We start from the raw sequence: 22,105 nt of genomic DNA on the forward strand, positions 1-22,105 counted from the left end.
GCCGGGCTCGGAGCGACCCCGGCATCGACGAGCAGCTCAGGCGCCCAGCGCCTCGTCGATCAATCCGATGACGTTCGCGGTGCCCGAACGCGTGCCGACGGATGCCGCGGCCTGCGTCATCGCCGTGCGGCGGGGCTCGTCGGCCAGGAGCGCGACGATCTCGGCGCGCACCCGGTCGGGCGTGAAGTCGCCATCGGCGATGAGGACGGCCGCGCCCGCGCGTACGGCGGACGCGGCATTGAGCGCCTGCTCGCCGTTGCCGACGGCGTAGGGGACGTAGACCGCGGGAATCGCCAGCGCGCTGATCTCGCTCACCGTCGCCGCGCCTGCGCGGGAGACGATGAGATCGGCCAGCGCGAATGCCAGATCCATCCGGTCTACATAGCGCCTCAGCGCGTAACCAGGTGCACCGGGGTCGGCGAGCTCGGACCGCTCGCCCGTGACGTGGATCAGCTGCCAGCCGGCATCCAGGATGTCCTGCCACGACTCGGCAAGGGCCTCGTTGAGCCGCTGCGCACCGAGCGAGCCCCCGAAGACGAGCAGCGTCGGCACGTCGGCGTCGAGGCCGAAGTGGTCGGCGGCTTCGCGGCGCAGACCGGCGCGATCGAGTTCCACGATCTCCCGGCGAAGCGGCATGCCCACGACGCGTGCGCCGGCAAGCGGGGTGCCGCCGAACGCAACGCCCACGCGCGACGCTCTGCGCGCACCGAGGATGTTGGCCAGGCCCGGCTTGGCATTGGCTTCGTGCACGACGATCGGCACCCCCTCACGGCGCGCGGCGACGTAGGCGGGCGCAGAGGCGTAGCCGCCGAAGCCGACCACGACATCGACGGCGTGCGCGCGGATGTGCGCGCGGACCTGCGCCACGGCGCGCTGGAACTGGGTGGGGAATCGCACCGCGGCCGCGTTCGGCCGGCGGGGGAAGGGCACCTTGTCGACGAACAGCAGCTCGTATCCCCGCAGCGGCACGAGGCGCGCCTCTAGCCCTTCGCGGGTGCCCACGACGAGGACGTCGGCTGCGGCATCCCGTTCGCGCAGTCCGTCGGCAACGGCCAGCAGAGGATTCACGTGACCGGCGGTGCCGCCCCCGGCGAGCAGATACGTCGTCACCCTGAGACTTTACCGACCCTCCGTCCAGAGGCGCTCAGGATGCCGGGACGCGGGGCGCGCGCGTTCGCTCCCGTGGCACGGCTGAACGCGTGGGGAGGGAACGCGCGGGCAGAGATCTCGCGAACGACAGCAGCACTCCCGAGGCCACCAGCACGGACAGCAGTGACGTGCCGCCCTGCGACATGAACGGCAGCGGCACACCGAGGACCGGGAACACACGGAGCACGACACCGACGTTCAGGAGCGCCTGCCCGACGACCCAGACGGTGATGCCGCCCGACACGATGCGGACGAAGGGGTCGTTCGTCTTGCGGATCACGTGGAACGCTCCGACTGCGAACAGCGCGAACAGGGCGAGCACCACGGCGCAGCCGATGAGTCCCAGCTCTTCGCCGACGATCGCGAAGATGTAGTCGTTGGCGGCGGCGGGCAGCCAGTCGTATTTCTCCTTGGAGTTTCCGAGCCCGAGCCCGAACAGGCCACCGCCGGCGAGACCCCAGATCCCGTGCAGGGGCTGGTAGCAGTCGTTGTAGTAGTCCGCGAGGCAGTTCGAGTTGAGGAAGCTGAGGATGCGGCGCATGCGGTCGGGGCTGGTGACGGCGAAGTAGTACACCGCGACACCCGCCGCGATGAGCGGGAGGATGAAGATCCGCAGCTTCACTCCGGAGAAGAACAGCGCGCCGAGCGCGATGAGGGCGAGGATCATCGCGGTGCCGAGGTCGTGCCCCGCCATCACCGTCGCGATCACGAGCGCTGTGACGGGCACCAGCGGGATGAACACGTGCCGCCACAGACCGAGCAGGGTCTGCTTGCGGTACAGCACGTAGCCGATCCACAGCGCGAGCGTGAGCTTGAGGAACTCGGCGGGCTGCGCCTGGAAACCCGCGATCTCGATCCAGTTGCGGTTTCCGTTGGCTTCGACGCCCAGCCCCGGTACGAACACCAGCATCTGGAACAGCGTCGCGCCGATCAGTGCCGGCCACGCGATCCGCTTCCAGAAGGTGAGCGGCAGGCGACTGGCCACGAACATCAGCGGGATGCCGATGACGGCGAACACGCCCTGCTTGATGACGGCCTCGTAGGGCGGCTGCCCTGCGGCAGTTGCGGTCGCCGAGGTCGCGGAGAGAACCATGACCAGCCCGAAGCCGGTCAGCAGCAACGCCGTCGAGGCGATCAGCAGGAACTCGCTGGGGACGGGTGCGAACACGCGGCCGAGCGAGACGCGCGCGGCCAGACCGCGCTTGCGCGGTGGGTCAGCCAGTTCCCGCGGACGCGTCGGGGGCGCCGTGGTCGTGGTCGCCATGGTCCCCCCTCTCGATCCGATCGCGCACCGCGGCGGCGAAGCGGCGGCCGCGGTCGGCATAGGACGTGAACTGGTCGAAGGATGCCGCGGCGGGGGCCAGTAGAACGACGTCCCCGTCACGGGCAACCCCGGCGGCCAGTTCGACCACCCGCGCCATGACCTCTTCAGTCTCCGGGTGCGCGACCTCGAACAGCGGCACTTCGGGCGCGTGTCGCTGGAACGCCGCGACGATCGGAGCACGCTCGCGGCCGATGACGATCGCCGCCGTCACGCCCCTGCCCCTCGTGGCGACCAGCTCGCCGATGTCGACGCCCTTCAGAAGGCCGCCGACCACCCATACCGCGCCCGGATACGCCGCGAGCGACGACGCCGCGGCGTGCGGGTTGGTGGCCTTGGAGTCGTCGACCCACGTCACCCCTCCGGCCACGGCGACGACCTCGATGCGGTGCGGGTCGAGGTGGAAATCGCCGAGCGCGTCGCGGATCGCGGCCGGAGCCACGTCGAGGGATCTGGCCAGGGCCGCGGCGGCGAGGATGTTCGAGACGATGTGCGGGGCGGCCAGCCCCACCTCGGCGAGGGCCTCGACCGTCGTGATCTCGAGGGCGCTCGTCTGCCGATCGTCCAGGAACGCTCGGTCGACGAGGATGCCGTCGACCACCCCCAGGTCGCTCGGCCCCGGGATGCCCAGGTCGAAGCCGATGGCACGGGCTCCGTCGACGACCTCAGCCTCTTCGACCATCCGCCGGGTCGCCGCATCCGCTTTGCTGTACACGCACGCGACGCGGGTGCGGGCATACACGAATGCTTTCGCCGCGCGGTACGCCTCGAACGACCCGTGCCATTCGAGGTGGTCGTCGGCCAGGTTGAGGCAGACCGCCGCGTGCGGCGAGAGCTGGTCGGGTCCGCTCTGCAGCGAGAGGTACCAGAGCTGATGGCTGGAGAGCTCCACGACGAGCACGTCGAAGCCCTCGGGGTCACGCACCGCGTCCAGCACCGGCACGCCGATGTTGCCGCACGGCACGGCGCGCAGGCCGCCCGCCATCATCATGGTCGCCGCGAGCCGGGTGGTGGTGGTCTTGCCGTTCGTGCCGGTGACCAGCATCCACTCCGCCGGCGTCCCGTCCGGCCGCAGCACCTTGTCGCGCACCCGCCAGGCCAGTTCGACATCGCCCCACAGGGCGATGCGCGCGTCCCGCGCCCATTCGATCACGGGATGCCGGGGCGAGAAGCCCGGCGAGGCGATGACGACCTCGGGCGCGAAGTCGGTCAGCGCCGCCGGCACCTCATCGAGCGCGCCTGTCCAGAGCGCGACCCCGAGCACGGGAAGGATCCGCCGGTAGTCGTCGTCGGCCGTCTCGGAGACGACGAGGACCTCGGCGCCGAGTTCGGCGAGGGTATCGGCGACCGAGAACCCCGTCACCGACATCCCGAGCACGGCCACCCGGAGCCCCGACCAGTCGGCGTGCCAGCTCGTCAGCGCGTCCAGGCGCGACGCGCTCATGTGAGCGAGAGCCACTCGACGTAGAACAAACCGACTCCCGAGATCGCCAGCATCCCGGAGATGATCCACATCCGCACCACGATCGTGATCTCCGGCCAGCCGCGCATCTCGAGATGATGGTGGAACGGACTCATGAGGAACAGTCGTCTTCCCCTGGTGAGCCTGAAGTAGACGCGCTGGGCGATGACCGACCCCGAGGCGAGGGCGTACACGCCCGCGATGACCACCAGCAGGATCTCGGTGCGGGTCAGGATCGCGAGCGCCGCGACGACGCCGCCGATGCCCATCGATCCGACATCGCCCATGAAGATGTCGGCCTTCGGCGCGTTCCACCAGAGGAAGCCGATGAGAGCGCCCGCGAACGACGCACCGACGATCGCGAGGTCGAGCGGATCTCGCGTGTCGTAGCAGGCGGAGAGGTACTGGGGCATCTCGGTGCAGGCCTGCTTGAACTGCCAGAACGCGATGAGGCTGTACGCGCCGACCATGAAGGTGCCGGCACCGGCGGCCAGGCCATCGAGTCCGTCGGCGACGTTGGCGCTGTTGGAGGCGGCGACTCCGATGAGCGAGATCCACGCCAGGTACAGCAGCCACCCGAGGATGGGGCCGAGCGCCATGAACGAGAGCACGGGCAGATCGCGGAACACCGAGACGTAGGCTGCCGCCGGCGTCTGACCGACGCGGTTGGGGAAGTTCAGCGCGATGATCGCGAACGGGACGAGGACGATGATCTGCCCCACGACCTTCGGCCAGCCGCTGAGCCCCAGGCTGCGCTGGCGGTGCACCTTCATGTAGTCGTCGATGAACCCGACCGTCCCGAGCCCCACCATCATCCAGATGACCAGCCACCCCGACACCGTGGGCGGGTTGTTGCCCGTATACGCCCCGACCAGGTAGCCGACGATCGTGCCGACGATGAAGATCGTCCCGCCCATCGTCGGGGTGCCGCGCTTGGCGCCGTGCGACGGGTTGCGGATGTCTTCGGGCGTGCGGATGACCTGGCCCCAGCCCCACTTCCGGAACAGCCGGATGAACACCGGCGTCAGGAACAGGGTGAACGCCAGCGAGATCGCGGCTGCCGTCAAGAGGGATCTCACGAGAACGATCCTCCCAGACGATCGCCGAGGAACCGGAGCCCGGCGGCGTTGGACGACTTGACGAGCACCCGGTCGCCGTCGCGCAGCTCGCCGATCAGATAGTCGTAGGCCTCGTCGGCTGTCGCGAAGAAGACCGCTTCGCTGTCCCAAGAACCTTGGCTGACGGCCTCGAGGTACATGCGGCGTGCGTCGGCTCCGACCACGACGATGCGCTGGATGCCGAGGCGTACGGCGAGGAGCCCCACGCGGTCGTGCTCCTCGCCGGCGTATTCGCCGAGCTCGCTCATCGCGCCCAGCACGGCCACCGTGCGCTCGCCCTCACCGGTGATCTCGGCGAGCGTGCGCAGCGCCGCAGCCATCGAATCCGGGCTCGCGTTGTAGGCGTCGTTGATGATGCGGACGCGATCGGAGCCGAGGGGCTGCATCCGCCAGCGCTCGGCGAGCTCGACCGTCTCGAGCCGCTCGATGCAGGCCGCGAGCGACACACCCAGTGCCGTCGCCGCGGCGATCGCGGCGAGGGCGTTCATGACGTGGTGGGCGCCCAGCACGCGAAGTCGGAGCGTCAGGCTCTCACCGTCGACGGTGATCGTGCTGACGGTTCCGGATGCTGTCACCTCGACGTCGTCGGCACGCACGTCGGCGCCGGCGCCCCGGCCGAACCAGCGCACCGACTGCCCGCGCGATGCGGCGATCGGCGCCATCGCCGCCACACGCGGGTCGTCGGCGTTGAGGACCGCGATCGCGCCGCGCCGCGTGACGCGCACGAGCTCGGACTTCGCCTCGAAGGTCGCCTCGATGCCGCCGAACCCGCCGGCATGGGCCATCCCCACCATGAGCACGACGGCGATGTCGGGCTCGACGAGACCGGCGAGCCGTGCGATCTCGCCGGGGCCGCTCGCGCCGAACTCGCTGACCAGGTAGCGCGTATCGCTCGTCACCCGCAGCATCGTGAGCGGAGCACCAACCTCGTTGTTGAACGACGCCCGAGGTGCGACCGTCTCACCCTCGGCTTCGAGGATGCGCGCGAGGAGGTTCTTGGTGGTGGTCTTGCCGTTCGACCCGGTGATGCCGACGATGCGCAGCCGGCCCCCCTCGCGCACGCGGGCGACGACCTCGCGGGCGAGGTCGGCGAGGGCCGCGATCACGTCGGCGACCACGATCTGAGAGACGGATGCCTCGACCGGCCGCTGCACGAGCGCGACGGCTGCCCCTGCTGCCGCGGCGGCCTCGACGAAGAGGTGCCCGTCGCTCTGCGCGCCCGGTTTCGCGACGAAGATGTCGCCGCTGCCGATCAGCCGCGAATCGGTGTCGACCGCGCCCGAGACGAGCGTGTCGGGCGTGTCGGCGCCGTCGAGGCGGAGTTCGCCGCCGACGACGTCGGCGAGCTGAGCGAGAGTGAGGGCGATCATCGGAGTCTCCGGCCGTGTGGCGGGTCAGTCGGCGCGGATGCTCACCCGAATTTGGGGAGCAGCGTGGGCTGCGCGGTCGAAGGCATGACGCGATACGTCTTGAGGACCTGGGTCATCGCCTTCTGGAACGCGGGCGCATTGGCCGAAGACGAGGTTACCGTGGTCGGCTCATCGAGGGTGACCGCGACGATGTACTTGGGGTCGTCCGCAGGCGCGAACCCGATCATGGTGGTGAAGTACACGCCGACCTTGTAGTGGCCGTTGCCGTCGCTCTTCTCACCGGTTCCGGTCTTGGTCGCGATGCGGTACCCGGGCACCGCGACCTGGTCTGCGTACGAGGCCTGAAGCGCGACGTTCTCCAAGAGCGTGCGCATCTGCGCGGAGGTGTCGGGGCTCATGACCTGCTCCGGGGCGGGCAGGGTGGGGGTCACCACCGTGCCGTCGGCCTCGGTGCACGATTGCACGAGCGAGAGCGGCATCCGCGTGCCGCCGTTCGCGATCGCGTCGTAGGCGCCGACGAGCTCGGGGACGGTCGTGGTGAGACCCTGGCCGAAGGCCGTGTTGTAGGTCTGCTGGTTGTCCCACTGATCGGGCGGGACGACGAGGCCCTTCGACTCGCCCTCGAAGCCGACGGCACTGCCGGATCCGATCCCGAATCGCTGAAGGTAGTCGTAGCGCGTCTGGGTGCTCACGGTCTCGCTGAATCGCGAGATCCCGGCGTTGGACGAGTCGATCAGCACACCGGCGAGCGTGTAGTCGTAGGCGGGATGCGGGAACGAGTCGTACACGCGGGCGCCGTTCGCGAACTCCTCCGCCCCCGACACGGTCACCGTCGAGTTCACGGTCTGACCACCGGCATCCAGCACCGTCGACGCAGTGAGTCCCTTGAACGTGGAACCCGGCTCGAACGTGTCGCTGAAGATGTGGCTGTAGCGGTTCTGCGGCTCGGCCGCATCGACGTTGTTGGGATCGACGCTCGGATATTCGGCAGCGGCGCGGATCTTGCCCGTGGCCACCTCGACGACGGTGATGGTGCCGCGAAGGGCGCCCATGTCCTGCGTCTGCTGGCCGATCAGCTGCTGCAGGTACCACTGCAGGTCGCGGTTGATCGTCAGCTGCAGGGTCCCTCCGTCGACCGCGGGCGTCTGCCGCTCGGTGCCCGGGATCATGACGCCGTCTTTGCCCTTCTCGTACGACGCGCTGCCGTCGGTCGAGGCCAGGCACGAGTTCTGCGTCATTTCCAGGCCCGCCAGCGGCTGGGCGTCGCTCCCCATGAAGCCGACCAGGTTGCCGGCGACGGCGCCGTCCGCGTAGGTGCGCGCGGGATGCTGATCGAAGTAGATGAAGGGCAGCCCCAGATCCGCGAGGGCGCGATATTCGGCGGTCGAGATGCCCTTCTTCACATACGCGAACTGCGAGTTCGGATCGGTGGCTAGAGCATCCGTCACGATCTTCTCGATGTCCGCGGGAGTCTGACCGGTCACCGCACCGATCTGAGCGGCGATGTCGCTGAGCGGCACGGCGACCTGGTTGCCGTCGTCGTCGGTGCGTTCGTAGTTCGCGGCGTTGGACGGACTGAGCTGCGCGTCGTACTGCAGGACGCTGCCGGCGAGGGTCTGCCCGGTCTCATCGACGATCGAGCCCCGGGTGCCGTAGAGGGCTCGCGAAGCGCCGAGACTGTACGACTGCGCCTGCGCCATGTTCTCGTCGGCGTTGACGACCTGGATGTCGACCAGGCGCACGATGAAGCCGGCGAGCACCGCCAGCACGACGGCGAGGGCGATGACGGTCCTGCGGCGAGGGCTGCGGGTGGCTCGTGTCGTCATGCTGTCAGTGTGTACTCGGAGTCGGCAGACCGTCGGTGAGCGCGGGTGGCGTGTTCGATACCGGCGCTGCGCCCGGACCCGGCGTCACGACGGGTGCAGGCGGCATGCCCTGGATCGTCGCGGCGGGATCGGTCACGAGCGGCGTGTCGGTGATGAGGGCGTTCGGCACCGTCGCACGCCCGATCGCGTCGACCGATGAGGCCCCCACTGCCGCCTGACCCGAGCCGAGGATCGCCCCGTCGCTCAGCCGGAGATAATTCGGCGACTCGTCGATGACCATCCCCAGGGCCGACGCGTTCGCGGCGAGGTACTGGGGCGAGCTCAGCCCGACCACGTCGTCGCTCAGGATCTGCTTCTGCCAGGTGAGCGCGCGCTGCTGCTCGCTCAGGCTCGACAGCTCGTACGAGCCTTGCGTGGTGATGATCGACAGCGCCATCTGTGCGCCCACGATCGCGAGCGCTCCGGCGAGTGCGACGATGCCGTACGCCAGGCGGGGGCGCCGCCGTGCGCGAGTGGACTCGACGACCTGGAACCGGCGCTGGGGCACCTCGAACTCGGTGAGGAGCGGGGTGGGCTGGGCCGCTCCGACGGCGGTGACGGCGCTCACGCGGCTGCTCGCAGACGCTCGGCGGCACGCAACCGCACGGGGGTGGCGCGGGGATTGCGCGCCATCTCGTCGTCCGAGGCCTGCTCGGCGCCCTTCACGAGGAGCCGGAAGCGGGGCGCGTGCTCGGGAAGCTCGACCGGCAGGCCCACGGGAGCCGTGGATGCTGTCGCATCCGCCAGCACTCGCTTGACGAGGCGGTCTTCGAGCGATTGGTAAGACATCACGACGATGCGGCCTCCGACCGGGAGCAGGTCGAGCGCGGCGGGAATCGCCCGCTCGAGTGCGCCGAGCTCGCCGTTGACCTCGATGCGCAGCGACTGGAAGACGCGCTTGGCGGGATGCCCGGCCTGCTTGAGCGCCGCGGGCGTGGCGGCCTGCAGGATCTCGACGAGACGGCCCGACCGGTCGATCGGCGCCTCGGCGCGCGCGGAGATGATCGCGTGGGCGTAACGGCCCGCGAGCTTCTCCTCGCCGTACCGCTCGAAGATCCGGCGGAGCTGCCCCTCGCTGTACGTGGCGAGGATGTCTGCGGCCGTCGTGCCGGCACTCTGATCCATTCGCATGTCCAGCGGCGCGTCCTGCGCGTAGGCGAAACCGCGGTCGGCGACGTCGAGCTGGAGGGACGAGACGCCGAGGTCGAACAGGATGCCGTCGGCGGATGCGGCTCCTGCGCCGTGCAGAGCGTCGGCGATGCCGTCGTACACGGTGTGCACGAGCGTGACCCGCTCACCGAATCGGGCCAGGCGCTCACCGGCGATGCGGAGCGCGTCCTGATCGCGGTCGAGTCCGATCAGACGGATGCGGGGGAAGCGCTCCAGCAGTGCCTCGGAGTGTCCGCCCATGCCGAGGGTCGCGTCCACGAGCACAGCGCCGTCGTCCACCAGCGCGGGGGCGAGCAGTTCGACGCAGCGCTCGAGGAGCACGGGGGTGTGGATGTCGTTGAGGCTCATGATGTCGGAGACCCGGGTCCTCCGCCCTGATCCCCATCCGCTCGACCTGGCACCGGGGAAGTGTGTCAGGGCGTGAGCGGCTGGGAGTCACGGCCGAGGAATCAGAACAGGCCCGGAATCACCTCCTGCTCCATCTCGGAATAGCTGTCTTCGTTGCCCTCCGCGTAGGCGTTCCACGCGTCGGCGTTCCAGATCTCGGCGTGTGCGCCGACGCCGGTGACGACGAGATCGCGCTCGAGGCCGGCGTAGGTCCGCAGTGCGGGCGGGATGGTGATGCGGTTCTGGCTGTCGGGCTTTTCGGCGCTGGCTCCCGACAGGAACATGCGCAGGAAGTCGCGGGCCTGCTTGTTGGTGAGCGGAGCCTCGCGGATGCGCTCGTGGGTGCGCTCGAACTCCTCCGCGCTGAACACGTACAAGCAGCGCTCCTGACCGCGGGTGACCACGATTCCGGCACCGAGGTCGTCGCGGAATTTCGCCGGAAGGATGACGCGGCCCTTGTCGTCGAGCTTGGGAGTGTGCGTGCCCAGCAGCATCCGAACACCACCCCCTCCGACCGGCCCCCCGGGATATCCACCACTTTACTCCACTTCCCTCCACTTCACCATCCCATTCCGCACGGCCGCACGAAAAAAAGCACCGACCCGAAGGTCGGTGCTTTTTGGTCGCCGCGCCGTCAGCGCGGCCGGATCTCTGGCGTCAGGGCTCTTCCCGGCGCCGATCCCATCGATCGTTCATCCGGTCCATGAAGGACGCGGACGATTTCTGCTTGGAGGGGCGACCCGGCTCCGCCTCGACGTGGCCGATGCCACGCGTGGGCGTCACCGCGAGGATCACACCGCCCAGCATCACGAGGAAACCGAGAACGCCGACGATGATGATGCCGGTCGAGACGCCGACGACGAGCCCACCCAACCCGGCGAGCACCAGGATGGCGCCGTAGACGATGTTGCGGTAGCTGAGCGTGCGGCCATCGCGGGGCGCGCTGACGACGTCGGCGTCGTTGCGCATGAGATGGCGTTCCATCTCGTCCAGCAGACGCTGCTCCTGTTCGGACAGTGGCATGCATCCCCCCTCTTACGTGTCTGGCACTGGATGTCGCAGACGGCTCGATTGTACGCGTGCCGTCGATCACTAGGCTAGGCCCGTGATGCCCCCACCGGATGCGATCGAGGCTGTTTCTCAGCGTCTGGACAAGTTCTTCTCGATGAGACGGTCCGAGGCGGCCGATTGGGGCCCCGAAGCGGCGTCCCTGATCGAGGCTGCGGCGGGCGCCCTGCGCGGCGGGAAGCGCCTGCGGGCGAGGTTCTGCCTGACGGGCTGGCGCGCGGTCGAAGAGGCGCCAGGCGTCCGCAGCGACGCGGCACCGGCATCCGCTGTCATCTCCGCCGCCGCCGCGCTGGAGGTCTTCCACGCCGCGGCTCTCGTGCACGACGACATCATCGACAACTCCGATACGCGACGCGGTCGGCCCGCCGCGCATCGCGCCCTCGAACGGCTCCATCACGACGCCGGATGGGTCGGCGACGCCGCCGCGTTCGGCCGCTCGGGCGCGATCCTCCTCGGGGATCTGCTGGTGGCGTGGAGCGACGACCTCTTCGAGGAGGGGATGGATGCGGCATCCGCTGCGGTATCCGCCGCCACCGTGGCTCGCACCGAGTACGGCCGGATGCGCCGCGAGGTCACGGTCGGGCAATTCCTCGACGTCGCCGAGGAGGCCGCCTTCCGATCCGAGCCCGATGAGCGCCACGCCGACCGCGCGCTGCGCGTCGCATCGCTCAAATCCGCCAGGTACAGCGTGCAGCAGCCGTTGCTGATCGGTGCGGCTCTGGCCGGAGCCGATGCGGCGCAGCTCGACGCCCTGGCGGCGTTCGGGCATCCGCTGGGCATGGCGTTCCAGCTGCGCGACGACGTGCTCGGCGTGTTCGGCGACGAAGCCGTGACCGGAAAGCCGTCGGGCGACGATCTGCGCGAGGGCAAGCGCACCGTCCTGGTCGCGTTCGCCCGCGAGCGGCTCGCGCCCTCGGCGCGGCGCGTGGTCGATGAGCTCATCGGCGACCCCGAGCTCGACGAGGTGCAGATCGCCGCGCTGCAGCGCACGATCCAGGAGTCGGGTGCGCTCGAACGGGTCGAGGCGCTCATCAGCGACTACTCGCGGCAGGCCGAGCGTGCGCTCAACGGTGCACGCCTGGGCAACGCCGCGGTCGGCGACCTGCGCGACCTCGCCCGTGAGGCGACGGCCAGGGCGGCCTGACCCCGCTGGCCTGATCCCGCTGGCCTGACTCCGGTGGCCTGATCCGCTCAGCCGATCGACTGTGCGACGCGTCTGACCTCGCTCTTGCGGCCGGCGCGCAGCGCGTCGATCGGCGACATCCCGATCGACTCCTCCGGCTCGAGCAGCCAGTCGATCGCCTCTTCGTCGCTGAACCCGGCATCGTGGAGCACGAAGATCGTGCCGCGCAGCGACGACAGGGGCGCGTCGTCGACGAAGAACACGGCGGGGATGCGGAACGTGCCCTCGCGCATCGCTCCGACGAGCTGCTGCTCGTCCAGCATCCTGCGCACACGCCCGCGCGTGATGTCGAGCATCTCCGCGATCTCGGGCAGCGTGAGCCATTCGGTCTCGGTGCGAGGCGTCGTCTCTCCGGTCACGATGCAACTATCTCATCTCCGCCCGGGCCTGCGCGATTGCCGGGCGTCACCGACCGCGCCCTGAGTGCGCGCCTGGAAGCGTCGTGCGGAGGGTGAGCCGCTCCCCGGGCGCGCGCCCCGCCGTCCGTAGAATCAAGGAGTGAGCACGAGTCAGCAAGCCGATCCCCTCATCGGGCGGCTTGTCGACGGCAGGTACCGCGTGCGCGCCCGCATCGCCCGTGGCGGCATGGCGACGGTCTACGTCGCCACCGACCTTCGCCTGGAGCGACGGGTGGCCCTGAAGGTCATGCACGGCCACCTCAGTGACGACTCGGTGTTCCAGAGCCGGTTCATTCAGGAGGCGCGCTCGGCTGCCCGACTCGCCGACCCCCACGTGGTGAACGTCTTCGATCAGGGCCAGGACGGCGAGACCGCCTACCTCGTGATGGAGTACCTCCCGGGCATCACCCTGCGCGAGCTCATGCGCGAGCAGCGGCGCCTGACGATCCCGCAGACCGTCACGATCATGGATGCTGTGCTCTCGGGCCTCGCCGCCGCGCACCGGGGCGGCATCATCCACCGTGACGTCAAACCCGAGAACGTGCTCCTCGCCGAAGACGGACGCATCAAGATAGGCGACTTCGGGCTCGCCCGCGCGACTACGGCGAACACGGCGACCGGGCAGATGCTGCTCGGCACGATCGCCTACCTCGCGCCGGAGCTCGTGACCCGCGGCACCGCCGACGCGCGCAGCGACATCTACGCCCTCGGCATCCTGCTGTACGAAATGCTCGTCGGCGAACAGCCGTACCAGGGCGAGCAGCCGATGCAGATCGCATTCCAGCACGCCACCGACTCGGTCCCGCGGCCGAGCGTGAAGAATCCGGGGGTGCCCGAGCCGCTGGACGAGCTCGTCCTGTGGGCGACCGAACGCTCGCCCGACGACCGCCCGTCGGACGCGACCGAGATGCTGAACCGGCTCCGCGACATCGAGCGCGAGCTCGGCATCTATCCGCAGGTCTCCCGGGCGGTCGCCGCCGCAGGCCCGGCGCTCGACGACGGGATCGACTCCGGCGCCTTCGACAGCATGGGCGTCACGAGCGTGCTGCCCTCGACGATGACCACGCCCACCACCGCGGTCGACGCCACCGACAACGCGACGCGGCTGCGGCGCAGCGCCCGGCGCCGCTCGGCGAAGGGCGCATGGATCTTCACGGTCGTCATCCTCCTCGCCGCGCTCGCAGGCGGCATCGGCTGGTGGTTCGGCTCGGGTCCGGGATCGATGGTCGCGGTGCCCACCGTCACGGGCATGAGCCTCGATCAGGCGCAGCAGGTTATCGCCGCGCAGAACCTGCAGTCGACGGCCACTGATCAGTACAGCATCGACGTGCCCGCGGGCACCGTGCTGGGGACGGATCCCGTGGAGGGGACCCGTCTGGACAAGGACTCCACCGTGGCGATCTTCGTCTCGGCCGGCGCCGCACCGCACGATATCGCGGCTCTCGCGGGCAAGGATGCCGGCGAAGCCAGGCAGATCCTCGACGCCGCCATGGTCACGGTGGGCGACAACGTGTCGATCTTCACGGAAGATCCCGCCAATTCGGTGATCTCCGCCTCGGTCACCCAGCGCTCCGACGGTGCCGTCATCGACTGCACCCAGGGCTGCGCGCTGCACGAGGGCGACACCGCGGTTCTCACGGTCTCGCTCGGGGCGGTGCCGGATGTCACCGGACAGAGCGCCGACGCTGCCACCGGCATCCTGAACGGGGTGAATCTGCAGGTCGCCGCAGATAAGCCGACGGAGTTCAGCGACGACATCGCCGAGGGCGAGGTCATCCGCATCGCCGATCGCGACGGGGGCGGCAACTGGCGGCCCGGCGAGACCGTGACGCTCATCGTCTCGAAGGGCCCCGAGCCCGTGCGAGTTCCAGACGGAATCATCAATCAAACGGTCCGCACCGCTGTCGAGAAGTTGGAGGCAGCGGGGTTCAAGGTCAATGCGAATATCGACGACACCACGCTCCTACTCGGCTTCAAGGCCTGGGATCTCTACTACGTGCGGAGCATGACACCCAAGTCGGGTGAGCTGGTCGCACCTAGTACGACCATCAACCTCACGGCTGGACCCTGACCGGCGAGCCGTCGGAGATGTCGCGCCCCCGCGACATCCATCGGACATTCGAGGCGGCTCGCGGCACCCACAGAGCGGGATGCCGTGCTCGGGCGTCGAACGATCTTCCATCGAGCGCGCGCCGCACGCGCTGGGCGAGTGCGACCGAACCCGGGCCCGGGTTCGGTCCGAACCCTGATGCTCGAGCAGCAGCCGCGAATCCGGCTGTCCATAGGCGTCACTGAGCCGTCGCAGATGTCGCTCACCGAGCGGCTCGTCCGACATCCGCGACGGCTCGCGCACAGGAGACGTCGCGAGCCGCGAGAGCATCGGATGCCGCGGCATCCGATGCCCGGCGGGCTAGACCTTCTCGAGCTCCTCGGCGACGAGGAACGCGAGTTCCAGGCTTTGCATGTGGTTCAGGCGCGGGTCGCAGAGCGACTCGTAGCGCGTCGCGAGGGTGGCCTCATCGATCATCTCCGAGCCGCCGAGGCACTCGGTCACGTCGTCGCCGGTGAGCTCGATGTGAATGCCGCCCGGGAAGGTGCCCACCGCGCGATGCGCGTCGAAGAACCCGCGCACCTCGTGGACGACGTCGTCGAAGCGGCGCGTCTTGTACCCCGTCGGGGTCGTCATGCCGTTCCCGTGCATCGGGTCGGTGACCCACAGCGGGGTGGCGCCCGAGTCGCGCACCGCCTCCAGCAGCGGGGGAAGCGCGTCGCGGATCTTGCCCGCGCCCATGCGGGTGATGAACGTCAGACGCCCGGGTTCGCGCTCCGGGTCAAGCTTGTCGATGAGCGCGAGGGCGTCGTCGGGAGTCGTCGAAGGGCCGAGCTTGACCCCGATGGGGTTGCGGATCTTCGAGAAGTAGTCGATGTGCGCACCGTCGAGGTCGCGTGTGCGCTCGCCGATCCACACGAAGTGCGCCGACGTGTTGTACGGCGTGCCGGTGCGCGAGTCGATACGGGTCATCGGTCGCTCGTAGTCCATCAGCAGGCCCTCGTGGCCGGTGTAGAACTCGACGCGGCGCAGCTCGTCGAAGTCGGCGCCCGCGGCCTCCATGAACTTGATCGCCCGGTCGATCTCGTGCGCGAGGCGCTCGTACTGCTGGTTCGCGGGGTTCTCTGCGAATCCGCGGTTCCACGAGTGCACCTCGCGCAGGTCGGCGAAGCCACCCTGGGTGAACGCGCGGATCAGATTGATCGTGGATGCCGCGGTGTGGTACCCCTTCAGCAGCCGCGCGGGGTCGGCCACGCGTGAGGCCTCGGTGAAGTCGAACCCATTGACGATGTCGCCCCGGTAGGCGGGCAGCGTCACGCCGCCGCGGGTCTCGGTGTCGCTCGAGCGGGGCTTCGCGAACTGCCCCGCCATCCGGCCCATCTTCACCACCGGCATGGATGCGCCGTACGTGAGCACGACCGCCATCTGCAGCACCGTCTTGATGCGGTTGCGGATCTGCTCGGCGGTCGCGCCGGCGAAGGTCTCGGCGCAGTCTCCGCCCTGGAGCAGGAATGCACGGCCGGATGCTGCGCGCGCGAGGTGTTCGCGGAGGTTGTCGACTTCGCCGGCGAACACGAGCGGCGGAAGGGTCGCGATCTCGGCCGAGACGGCGGCCACCGCGTCCGGATCGGGCCAGGATGGCTGCTGTTTGATCGGCAGATTCCGCCAGTGGTCGAGAGAGTCGGGCTGCTGAGGCATCCGTCCAGTCTATTGGCGGCGGTAGCCGCCCGGCCCCACCCTCACCCGTCCTTCTCAGACCGATGGCGTCTTCACGCTCGCCACGCGGTCCTTCACGCTGGACGCGTAGACGTCGTCGTACTCCTGCTCGCCGAGGCGCTGCAGCGCGACGATGATCTCATCGGTGATCGAGCGGAGGATGAAGCGATCGCCCTCCATGCCGGCGAAGCGGGAGAAGTCCAGCGGCTCGCCGATCACGATGCCCACACGCACGATGCGCGGGATGGTGCGACCGATCGGCAGCATCGTGTCGGTGTCGACCATCACGACGGGGACGACCGGCACATGTGCCTCCAGCGCCATGCGGGCAAGGCCCGTACGGCCGCGGTAGAGCTTGCCGTCGGGGCTGCGGGTGCCTTCGGGATAGATGCCCAGCAGATCGCCGCGGCCCAGCACCTGCAGGCCCGTGTTCAGGGATGCCTCGGACGCTTTGCCGCCCGAACGGTCGATCGGGATCTGTCCCGTCGCCTTCATGAACATCTTGGTCGCCCAGCCTTTGAGGCCCCGGCCCGTGAAGTAGTCGCTCTTGGCGAGGAACGAGATCGGCCGATCGATCATGAGCGGCAGGAAGATCGAGTCCATCACCGAGAGGTGGTTGCTGGCCAGGATCGCGGCGCCCTCGACGGGGACGTTGCGGCGGCCGACGACCCACGGCCGCCAGATGGCCTTGACCAGCGGACCGATCACGATGTACTTCATCAGCCAGTAGAACATCGCTATCTCGCCCGCATCGCGACGGCGACGGCGTCGTCGGCGTCGGCGTCGGCGACCGCGTCGGCGGCGACCGCGAGATCTGCCGCACCGATCAACCCGGCGTCGTTGCCGAGCTGCGCGATCGCGAACTCGGCGATCGGCCGATCTCCGTAGCCGGGGAGCGAGGTCTCGTACGCGATGCGGACGGGCTCGAGGAGGACCTCGCCCAGCTGCGCCACTCCCCCGCCGATCACGAAGAGCTGGGGGTCGAGCACGGCCTGGAAGCCGCCGCACGCCTCGCCCAGCGCGGTCGCCACGCGGCGGAGCGCCTCGAGCGCCCCGGGATCGCCGGCGATGATCAGTCGCGAGATCGCCGGACCGTGGAGCACCCCCTTCTCCGCGCGGAGGTCGGCAAGCGCCGCTCCGATCCCTCCGGAGTCGGCGATGTCGTTCGCCTCGCGCTGCAGTGCCCTACCGGACGCATACTGCTCGAGGCATCCGTTCTGCCCGCAGCCGCACGGGCGCCCATCGCGGATGAAGCGCAGGTGGCCCAGCTCGGCGGCGATGCCGTGACCGCCGCGGAACAGCTCGTGGGAGGAGACGATCGCGCCGCCGACACCGGTGCCCATCGTGAGCATCACCATGTCGTCGACGCCACGCCCTGCGCCGAAGCGGAATTCCGCCCATCCGGCCGCGTTCGCGTCGTTCTCGATCGTGACCGGCGCATCGATGCGCGCCTCGAGGATGGCCCGCAGCGGCTCGTTGCGCCAGGCGATGTTGGGCGCATGGATGAGGGTGGCGCGGTCCTTGTCGACGAAGCCGGCCGCAGCGACGCCCACGGCGCCGACGTCATGGCCCGCGGAAAGGTGTCGAGCCATGTCGACGACGGCATCGGCCAGCGCGCGGATGTCTGCGGGGGTGTCGACGCGCAGCTTCTCGACGATGCTCCCGTCGCTGTCGACGACGCCTCCGGCGATCTTCGTCCCGCCGATGTCGATTCCGACTTTGAGCACCCGCGATCCCCTTCCGGCCGACGCGGCGCGCGGCGTTCTGCAGTCTAGCGGGGGCCGCGGCATCCACACGGCTGGGGGCTCCGAGGCGGCAAAGGTTAGACTCGATGTCGCCCGAAGATGTACGCCATCGGTACCGAAGGAGTTGCCGTGATCCAATTCGAAGTGCCCGCCATCGTGCCCGCAGACCCTCAGGCCAACGTGACGGACCTGCTGGTCGATCGAGTGAAGGCCACCCCGGATCTTGCTCTGTTCGCCGTACCCGAGGGGAACGGATGGCGCGACATCTCCGCTACGCAGTTCCACCGCCAGGTCGTGGCCCTTGCGAAGGGCTTTGCGGCAGCGGGCGTCGAGCCCGGCGACAAAGTGGGGTTCATCGCCCGTACGACATACGAGTGGACACTCGTCGACTTCGCGCTTTTCTTCGCCGGCGCGGTCATGGTGCCGGTGTACGAGACGAGCTCCCCCTCGCAGATCCAGTGGATCCTCTCCGACTCCGGAGCCACCGCCGTCATCGCGGAGTCGGTCGATCACTCGGCGCGCCTCGACGAGGTGCGCGCCGACCTGCCGCTGATCCGTTCCGTGTGGTCGATGCATCTCGGCGACCTCGCCAAGCTCACCGCGCAGGGCGCGGGGATCACGGACGAGGAGATCGAGCGCCGCCGCAACATCTCCAACGGCGCCGACATCGCGACCCTGATCTACACCTCGGGCTCGACGGGGCGCCCCAAGGGCTGCGTGCTGACCCACAGCAACTTCGTCGAGCTCGTGCGCAACTCCTCGCTCGCGCTCAGCGAGGTGCTCACTGCGCCGGGGGCCTCGACCCTGCTCTTCATCACCACCGCGCACGTGTTCGCACGGTTCATCTCGATCCTCGACATCCACGCCGGGGTCAAGACCGGCCACCAGCCCGACACGAAGTTCCTGCTTCCCGCCCTCGGCTCGTTCAAGCCCACGTTCCTGCTGGCCGTTCCCCGCGTCTTCGAGAAGGTCTACAACTCTGCTGAGCAGAAGGCAGAGGCCGGTGGCAGGGGCAAGATCTTCCGGTCCGCCGCGCAGACGGCGATCGATCACTCCATGCGTCTGCAGGACGGCCAGAAGATCCCGTTCGGCATGAAGGTCAAGTTCGCCCTGTTCGACCGGCTCGTCTACAGCAAGCTGCGTGAGGCGATGGGCGGCCGCGTGCAGTACGCCGTATCGGGCTCGGCGCCCCTCGGGCAGCGCCTCGGCCACTTCTTCCACAGCCTCGGCGTCGTGATCCTCGAGGGCTACGGCCTCACCGAGACCACCGCGCCGGCCACCGTCAACCTCGCCACGAAGTCGAAGATCGGCTCGGTAGGACCCGTACTGCCGGGTGTCGGCGTGCGCCTGGCCGACGACGGTGAGATCCAGGTCCGGGGCGTCGATGTGTTCAAGGAGTACTGGCGCAATCCCGAGGCGACCGCGGCAGCCTTCGACGGCGACTGGTTCAAGACCGGCGATCTCGGCTCGTTCGATGACGAGGGCTTCCTGTCGATCACCGGTCGCAAGAAGGAGATCATCGTCACCGCCGGCGGCAAGAACGTCGCTCCGGCGGCGCTCGAAGACCCGATCCGCGCGAACCCGATCGTCGGCCAGGTCGTCGTCGTCGGCGATCAGAAGCCGTACATCTCCGCGCTCATCACGCTCGACTCAGACATGCTGCCCACCTGGCTCGCCAACAACGGGCTGTCCGCCGATATGTCGCTCACTGCAGCCGCGGAGAACCCCGCCGTCCGCGCCGAGGTGCAGCGCGCGATCGACATCGCCAACAAGTCGGTCTCGCGCGCGGAGTCGATCCGCAGGTTCACGATCCTCCCCACCGAGTGGACGGAGGCCAGTGGCCACCTCACGCCGAAGATGAGCATCAAGCGGAACGTGATCATGTCGGACTTCGCCGACGACGTCGAGGCCCTCTACACGGTGCCCGTCAACACGACGAACGTGTCGCTCGCCTAGAACTGGCAGAGAACCGGCTTAGAACCACGCGCTCTCACGGACCTGGCGCATGGCGGTGCGCCGGGTCTCGGGGGGCAGGCGATCGAGGTAGAGCCTGCCGTCGAGGTGATCGGTCTCGTGCTGGAGCGCCTGAGCGAGGAGGCCGTCGCCTTCCAGCACGATCTGCTCGCCGTCCAGATCGATGCCGATCACCTTCGCGTGCGGGTAGCGCACCGCGTCGTGCCAGAGTCCTGGCACCGACAGGCAACCCTCACCCACCTCGACCGGCTGGCCCGAGACCTCGACGAGTTCGGGATTGAGGATATAGCCGACGTCGCCGTCGATGTTGTAGCTGAACGCCCGCAGCCCCACACCGATCTGCGGTGCCGCCACGCCCGCGCGGCCGGGCAGCTCGACCGTGTCGATCAGATCTTGCACAAGGGCTCGGACGCCGTCGTCGATCTCCTGGATGGGGGCGCTGACGGCGCGCAGAACGGGGTCGCCGAAGATGCGGATGGCTCGAACGGTCATCGGATGCCTAGGCCGCCGGTGCGAGGAGACGCAGGCCCTGCACGACCGCCGCGGCGAGCTCACGGGCGGCAAGCCTCGTCGCGGGCTGCAGCTCGCGGAACGTGATGGCGCTCCCGGCTCCGATCAGGGGGTCGTACGGTATGCGTACGACGGTGCGGACACGGGTGCCGAAGTGCGATTCGAGTTCGTCCTGGCGCACGAGTGGTGCCCCTGGGCGCGCATTGTTCAGGACGACGACGGCGTTCCGAGCCTGCTCGGCGTAGCCGTTCGTCTCGAGCCAGGTGAGGGTCTCGGAGGCGAGCCGTGCCTCATCGACACTAAGTCCCGAGACGATCACGAGCTGATCGGCGACGTCGAGGGTCGCACCCATCACGGAGTGGACGATGCCCGTCCCCGTGTCGGTGAGCACGATCGAGTAGTAGTGCGCGGCCACCGCGGCGACGTCGTGGTAGTCACGATCGCTGAGCGCCTCGGAGACGCGGGGATCAGCATCCGAAGCCAGCACGTCCAGTCGTGTCTCGTCGCGAGCCACGATCGACGAGATGTCGCTGTAGCCCGTGACGTCCGCGCGGACGCGGACCAGGTCGCGGATGGTCTTTCCGCTCGATCGCGCGATTCGCTCGGCGAGCGTGCCCCGGTCGGGGTTGGCGTCGATCGCGATGATCCGGTCATCGCGGGCGTCGGCCAGGGCCATGCCGAGCAGCGTGGTGATGGTCGTCTTGCCGACACCGCCCTTGCGCGACAGAACGGGGACGAACCGGGCTCCGCCCGGCAGCGCGACCGAGATCCGCCGATCGAGCTCTTTGCGATCGCGTGCCCGCTTGCCGTCGCCCAGGTTGATGCGGCGCCTGGACAGCGAGTAGACGAGGTGCTGCCAGGTGCCTTCCGGCTCGGGGCGCACGACCTGGTGCGGGTCGAGCAGCCGATCGGGGGTGAGCAGATCGGATGACTCCCGCCCCGCCTCGAATTCTCCGAGACGCTTGGAGGCGAGCGCGACGTCGGGGTTCGTGTGCACGCGCTCGACGGCATGGACGCGATCGGTCCGCACGGTCAGCTCGGGATGCATCGCCTCGCGCCGCGTAGTCGGTGTGGAACCGGTCGGAGTCGGCGCGGCCGGCGGCGGCGTGATGAGCGGTGCGGCGGGCAGTGCGCTCGGCTCCGGGGCGGGCGACTGTTCCTCCGAGACCTCGAAGCGCCTCCCGGATTCATCATCGTCGGGCTCGTACTCGCCGATGATCTCCGGAACCTCTTCGAAGGAGGTCGCGTCGCCGTTCGAGGGCGCCGTGTCGATCTCGCCCGCTTCGATCTCACCCGTCACGATCTCGCCGGTCTCGGCGGACGGCGGGAAATCGGATGCGTCGCGCACGCCTTCGTCAGGGGTGGCGTACTCGCTCTGAATGGCCTCGAAAGCTCCGAGTGCGACCTCGTCGTCGACCACTCCCTCGTCGTCGAGATCGTCGTCGTCGTCGGCAGGGATCGACACGCTCACCTGCTCCGTCGCGGCTCCGAGGATGCTGAAGGCGCTGGTGTCGAGGCTGCCGGTGTCGGCGAGCATCCCGTTCTCGGCCTCCCCCTCCGGGGTCGGGTCCAATCGGTCGGGCGTCACAGCAAATCACTCCAAAGGACGGGTAGGCGCG

At 69.1% G+C, this 22,105-nt stretch carries 19 protein-coding genes; 3 read left to right on the forward strand and 16 right to left on the reverse strand.

Annotated features, from left to right (window positions below; all coding sequences use genetic code 11):
• Positions 1-36: 36 nt before the first annotated feature.
• The 10 genes from ACFE6Z_RS04960 to ACFE6Z_RS05005 form a co-directional block, all read right to left on the reverse strand.
• Positions 37-1,110: a glycosyltransferase gene (locus ACFE6Z_RS04960; RefSeq protein WP_375384554.1), complete on the reverse strand. Its 1,074-nt coding sequence runs from the start codon at positions 1,108-1,110 to the stop codon at positions 37-39.
• 34 nt (positions 1,111-1,144) lie between these two features.
• Complete coding sequence (gene ftsW, locus ACFE6Z_RS04965; RefSeq protein WP_375384555.1) at positions 1,145-2,413, reverse strand: putative lipid II flippase FtsW; 1,269 nt, start codon at positions 2,411-2,413, stop codon at positions 1,145-1,147.
• Positions 2,364-3,914 carry a UDP-N-acetylmuramoyl-L-alanine--D-glutamate ligase gene (murD, locus tag ACFE6Z_RS04970; RefSeq protein ID WP_375384556.1) on the reverse strand — a complete coding sequence of 517 codons (1,551 nt, stop codon included), beginning with the start codon at positions 3,912-3,914 and terminating at the stop codon, positions 2,364-2,366. The genes ftsW and murD overlap by 50 nt, the downstream gene beginning before the upstream one ends.
• Complete coding sequence (gene mraY, locus ACFE6Z_RS04975; protein ID WP_375384557.1) at positions 3,911-5,011, reverse strand: phospho-N-acetylmuramoyl-pentapeptide-transferase; 1,101 nt, start codon at positions 5,009-5,011, stop codon at positions 3,911-3,913. The genes murD and mraY overlap by 4 nt, the downstream gene beginning before the upstream one ends.
• On the reverse strand, positions 5,008-6,420 hold the full coding sequence (murF, locus tag ACFE6Z_RS04980) for a UDP-N-acetylmuramoyl-tripeptide--D-alanyl-D-alanine ligase (RefSeq protein ID WP_375384558.1): 1,413 nt from the start codon (positions 6,418-6,420) through the stop codon (positions 5,008-5,010). Before murF ends, mraY begins: the two co-directional genes overlap by 4 nt.
• Before the next feature lie 41 nt (positions 6,421-6,461).
• Entirely contained in the window at positions 6,462-8,246 is a 1,785-nt protein-coding gene (locus ACFE6Z_RS04985; protein WP_375384559.1) for a peptidoglycan D,D-transpeptidase FtsI family protein, read from the reverse strand.
• Between the two features lie 4 nt (positions 8,247-8,250).
• Positions 8,251-8,853 (reverse strand): hypothetical protein, encoded by a 603-nt coding sequence (locus tag ACFE6Z_RS04990; protein ID WP_375384560.1) that lies wholly within the window; start codon positions 8,851-8,853, stop codon positions 8,251-8,253.
• A complete protein-coding gene (gene rsmH, locus ACFE6Z_RS04995; protein ID WP_375384561.1) occupies positions 8,850-9,803 on the reverse strand; it encodes a 16S rRNA (cytosine(1402)-N(4))-methyltransferase RsmH in 954 nt (317 codons plus the stop codon). Before rsmH ends, ACFE6Z_RS04990 begins: the two co-directional genes overlap by 4 nt.
• A gap of 101 nt (positions 9,804-9,904) precedes the next feature.
• Complete coding sequence (mraZ, locus tag ACFE6Z_RS05000; protein ID WP_375384562.1) at positions 9,905-10,336, reverse strand: division/cell wall cluster transcriptional repressor MraZ; 432 nt, start codon at positions 10,334-10,336, stop codon at positions 9,905-9,907.
• 163 nt (positions 10,337-10,499) lie between these two features.
• On the reverse strand, positions 10,500-10,865 hold the full coding sequence (locus tag ACFE6Z_RS05005; protein WP_375384563.1) for a DUF3040 domain-containing protein: 366 nt from the start codon (positions 10,863-10,865) through the stop codon (positions 10,500-10,502).
• An 85-nt stretch (positions 10,866-10,950) separates the two neighbouring features.
• Here ACFE6Z_RS05005 and ACFE6Z_RS05010 point away from each other — a divergent pair, with 85 nt between their 5' ends.
• Positions 10,951-12,054, forward strand: a complete 1,104-nt coding sequence (locus ACFE6Z_RS05010) for a polyprenyl synthetase family protein (RefSeq protein ID WP_375384661.1) — start codon at positions 10,951-10,953, stop codon at positions 12,052-12,054.
• Between the two features lie 47 nt (positions 12,055-12,101).
• Here ACFE6Z_RS05010 and ACFE6Z_RS05015 read toward each other — a convergent pair whose 3' ends face one another.
• Positions 12,102-12,452: an Rv2175c family DNA-binding protein gene (locus ACFE6Z_RS05015; protein ID WP_375384564.1), complete on the reverse strand. Its 351-nt coding sequence runs from the start codon at positions 12,450-12,452 to the stop codon at positions 12,102-12,104.
• 139 nt (positions 12,453-12,591) lie between these two features.
• Between ACFE6Z_RS05015 and pknB the strand changes: the two genes are divergently transcribed.
• Positions 12,592-14,562: a Stk1 family PASTA domain-containing Ser/Thr kinase gene (gene pknB / locus ACFE6Z_RS05020; protein ID WP_375384565.1), complete on the forward strand. Its 1,971-nt coding sequence runs from the start codon at positions 12,592-12,594 to the stop codon at positions 14,560-14,562.
• A gap of 339 nt (positions 14,563-14,901) precedes the next feature.
• Here the strand turns inward: pknB and ACFE6Z_RS05025 are convergent, their stop codons facing one another.
• Genes ACFE6Z_RS05025 through ACFE6Z_RS05035 form a run of 3 tightly spaced genes read right to left on the reverse strand, consistent with a single transcriptional unit; the run spans position 14,902 to position 17,984 of the window.
• Positions 14,902-16,239 (reverse strand): class II 3-deoxy-7-phosphoheptulonate synthase, encoded by a 1,338-nt coding sequence (locus ACFE6Z_RS05025; protein WP_375384566.1) that lies wholly within the window; start codon positions 16,237-16,239, stop codon positions 14,902-14,904.
• A 54-nt stretch (positions 16,240-16,293) separates the two neighbouring features.
• On the reverse strand, positions 16,294-16,992 hold the full coding sequence (locus tag ACFE6Z_RS05030) for a lysophospholipid acyltransferase family protein (RefSeq protein WP_375384567.1): 699 nt from the start codon (positions 16,990-16,992) through the stop codon (positions 16,294-16,296).
• A gap of 2 nt (positions 16,993-16,994) precedes the next feature.
• A complete protein-coding gene (locus tag ACFE6Z_RS05035) occupies positions 16,995-17,984 on the reverse strand; it encodes an ROK family glucokinase (RefSeq protein ID WP_375384568.1) in 990 nt (329 codons plus the stop codon).
• A 147-nt stretch (positions 17,985-18,131) separates the two neighbouring features.
• On the opposite strand from ACFE6Z_RS05035, the gene ACFE6Z_RS05040 reads away from it, so the two are divergent.
• Entirely contained in the window at positions 18,132-19,958 is a 1,827-nt protein-coding gene (locus ACFE6Z_RS05040; protein WP_375384569.1) for an AMP-dependent synthetase/ligase, read from the forward strand.
• 18 nt (positions 19,959-19,976) lie between these two features.
• Here the strand turns inward: ACFE6Z_RS05040 and def are convergent, their stop codons facing one another.
• Positions 19,977-20,468 carry a peptide deformylase gene (gene def / locus ACFE6Z_RS05045; protein ID WP_375384570.1) on the reverse strand — a complete coding sequence of 164 codons (492 nt, stop codon included), beginning with the start codon at positions 20,466-20,468 and terminating at the stop codon, positions 19,977-19,979.
• 7 nt (positions 20,469-20,475) lie between these two features.
• Positions 20,476-22,074, reverse strand: coding sequence for an AAA family ATPase (locus ACFE6Z_RS05050; RefSeq protein ID WP_375384571.1), 1,599 nt, complete (start codon positions 22,072-22,074; stop codon positions 20,476-20,478).
• Between the last annotated feature and the right edge of the window lie 31 nt (positions 22,075-22,105).

It is taken from the genome of uncultured Microbacterium sp. (genome assembly GCF_964244775.1).
Lineage (GTDB): Bacteria > Actinomycetota > Actinomycetes > Actinomycetales > Microbacteriaceae > Microbacterium.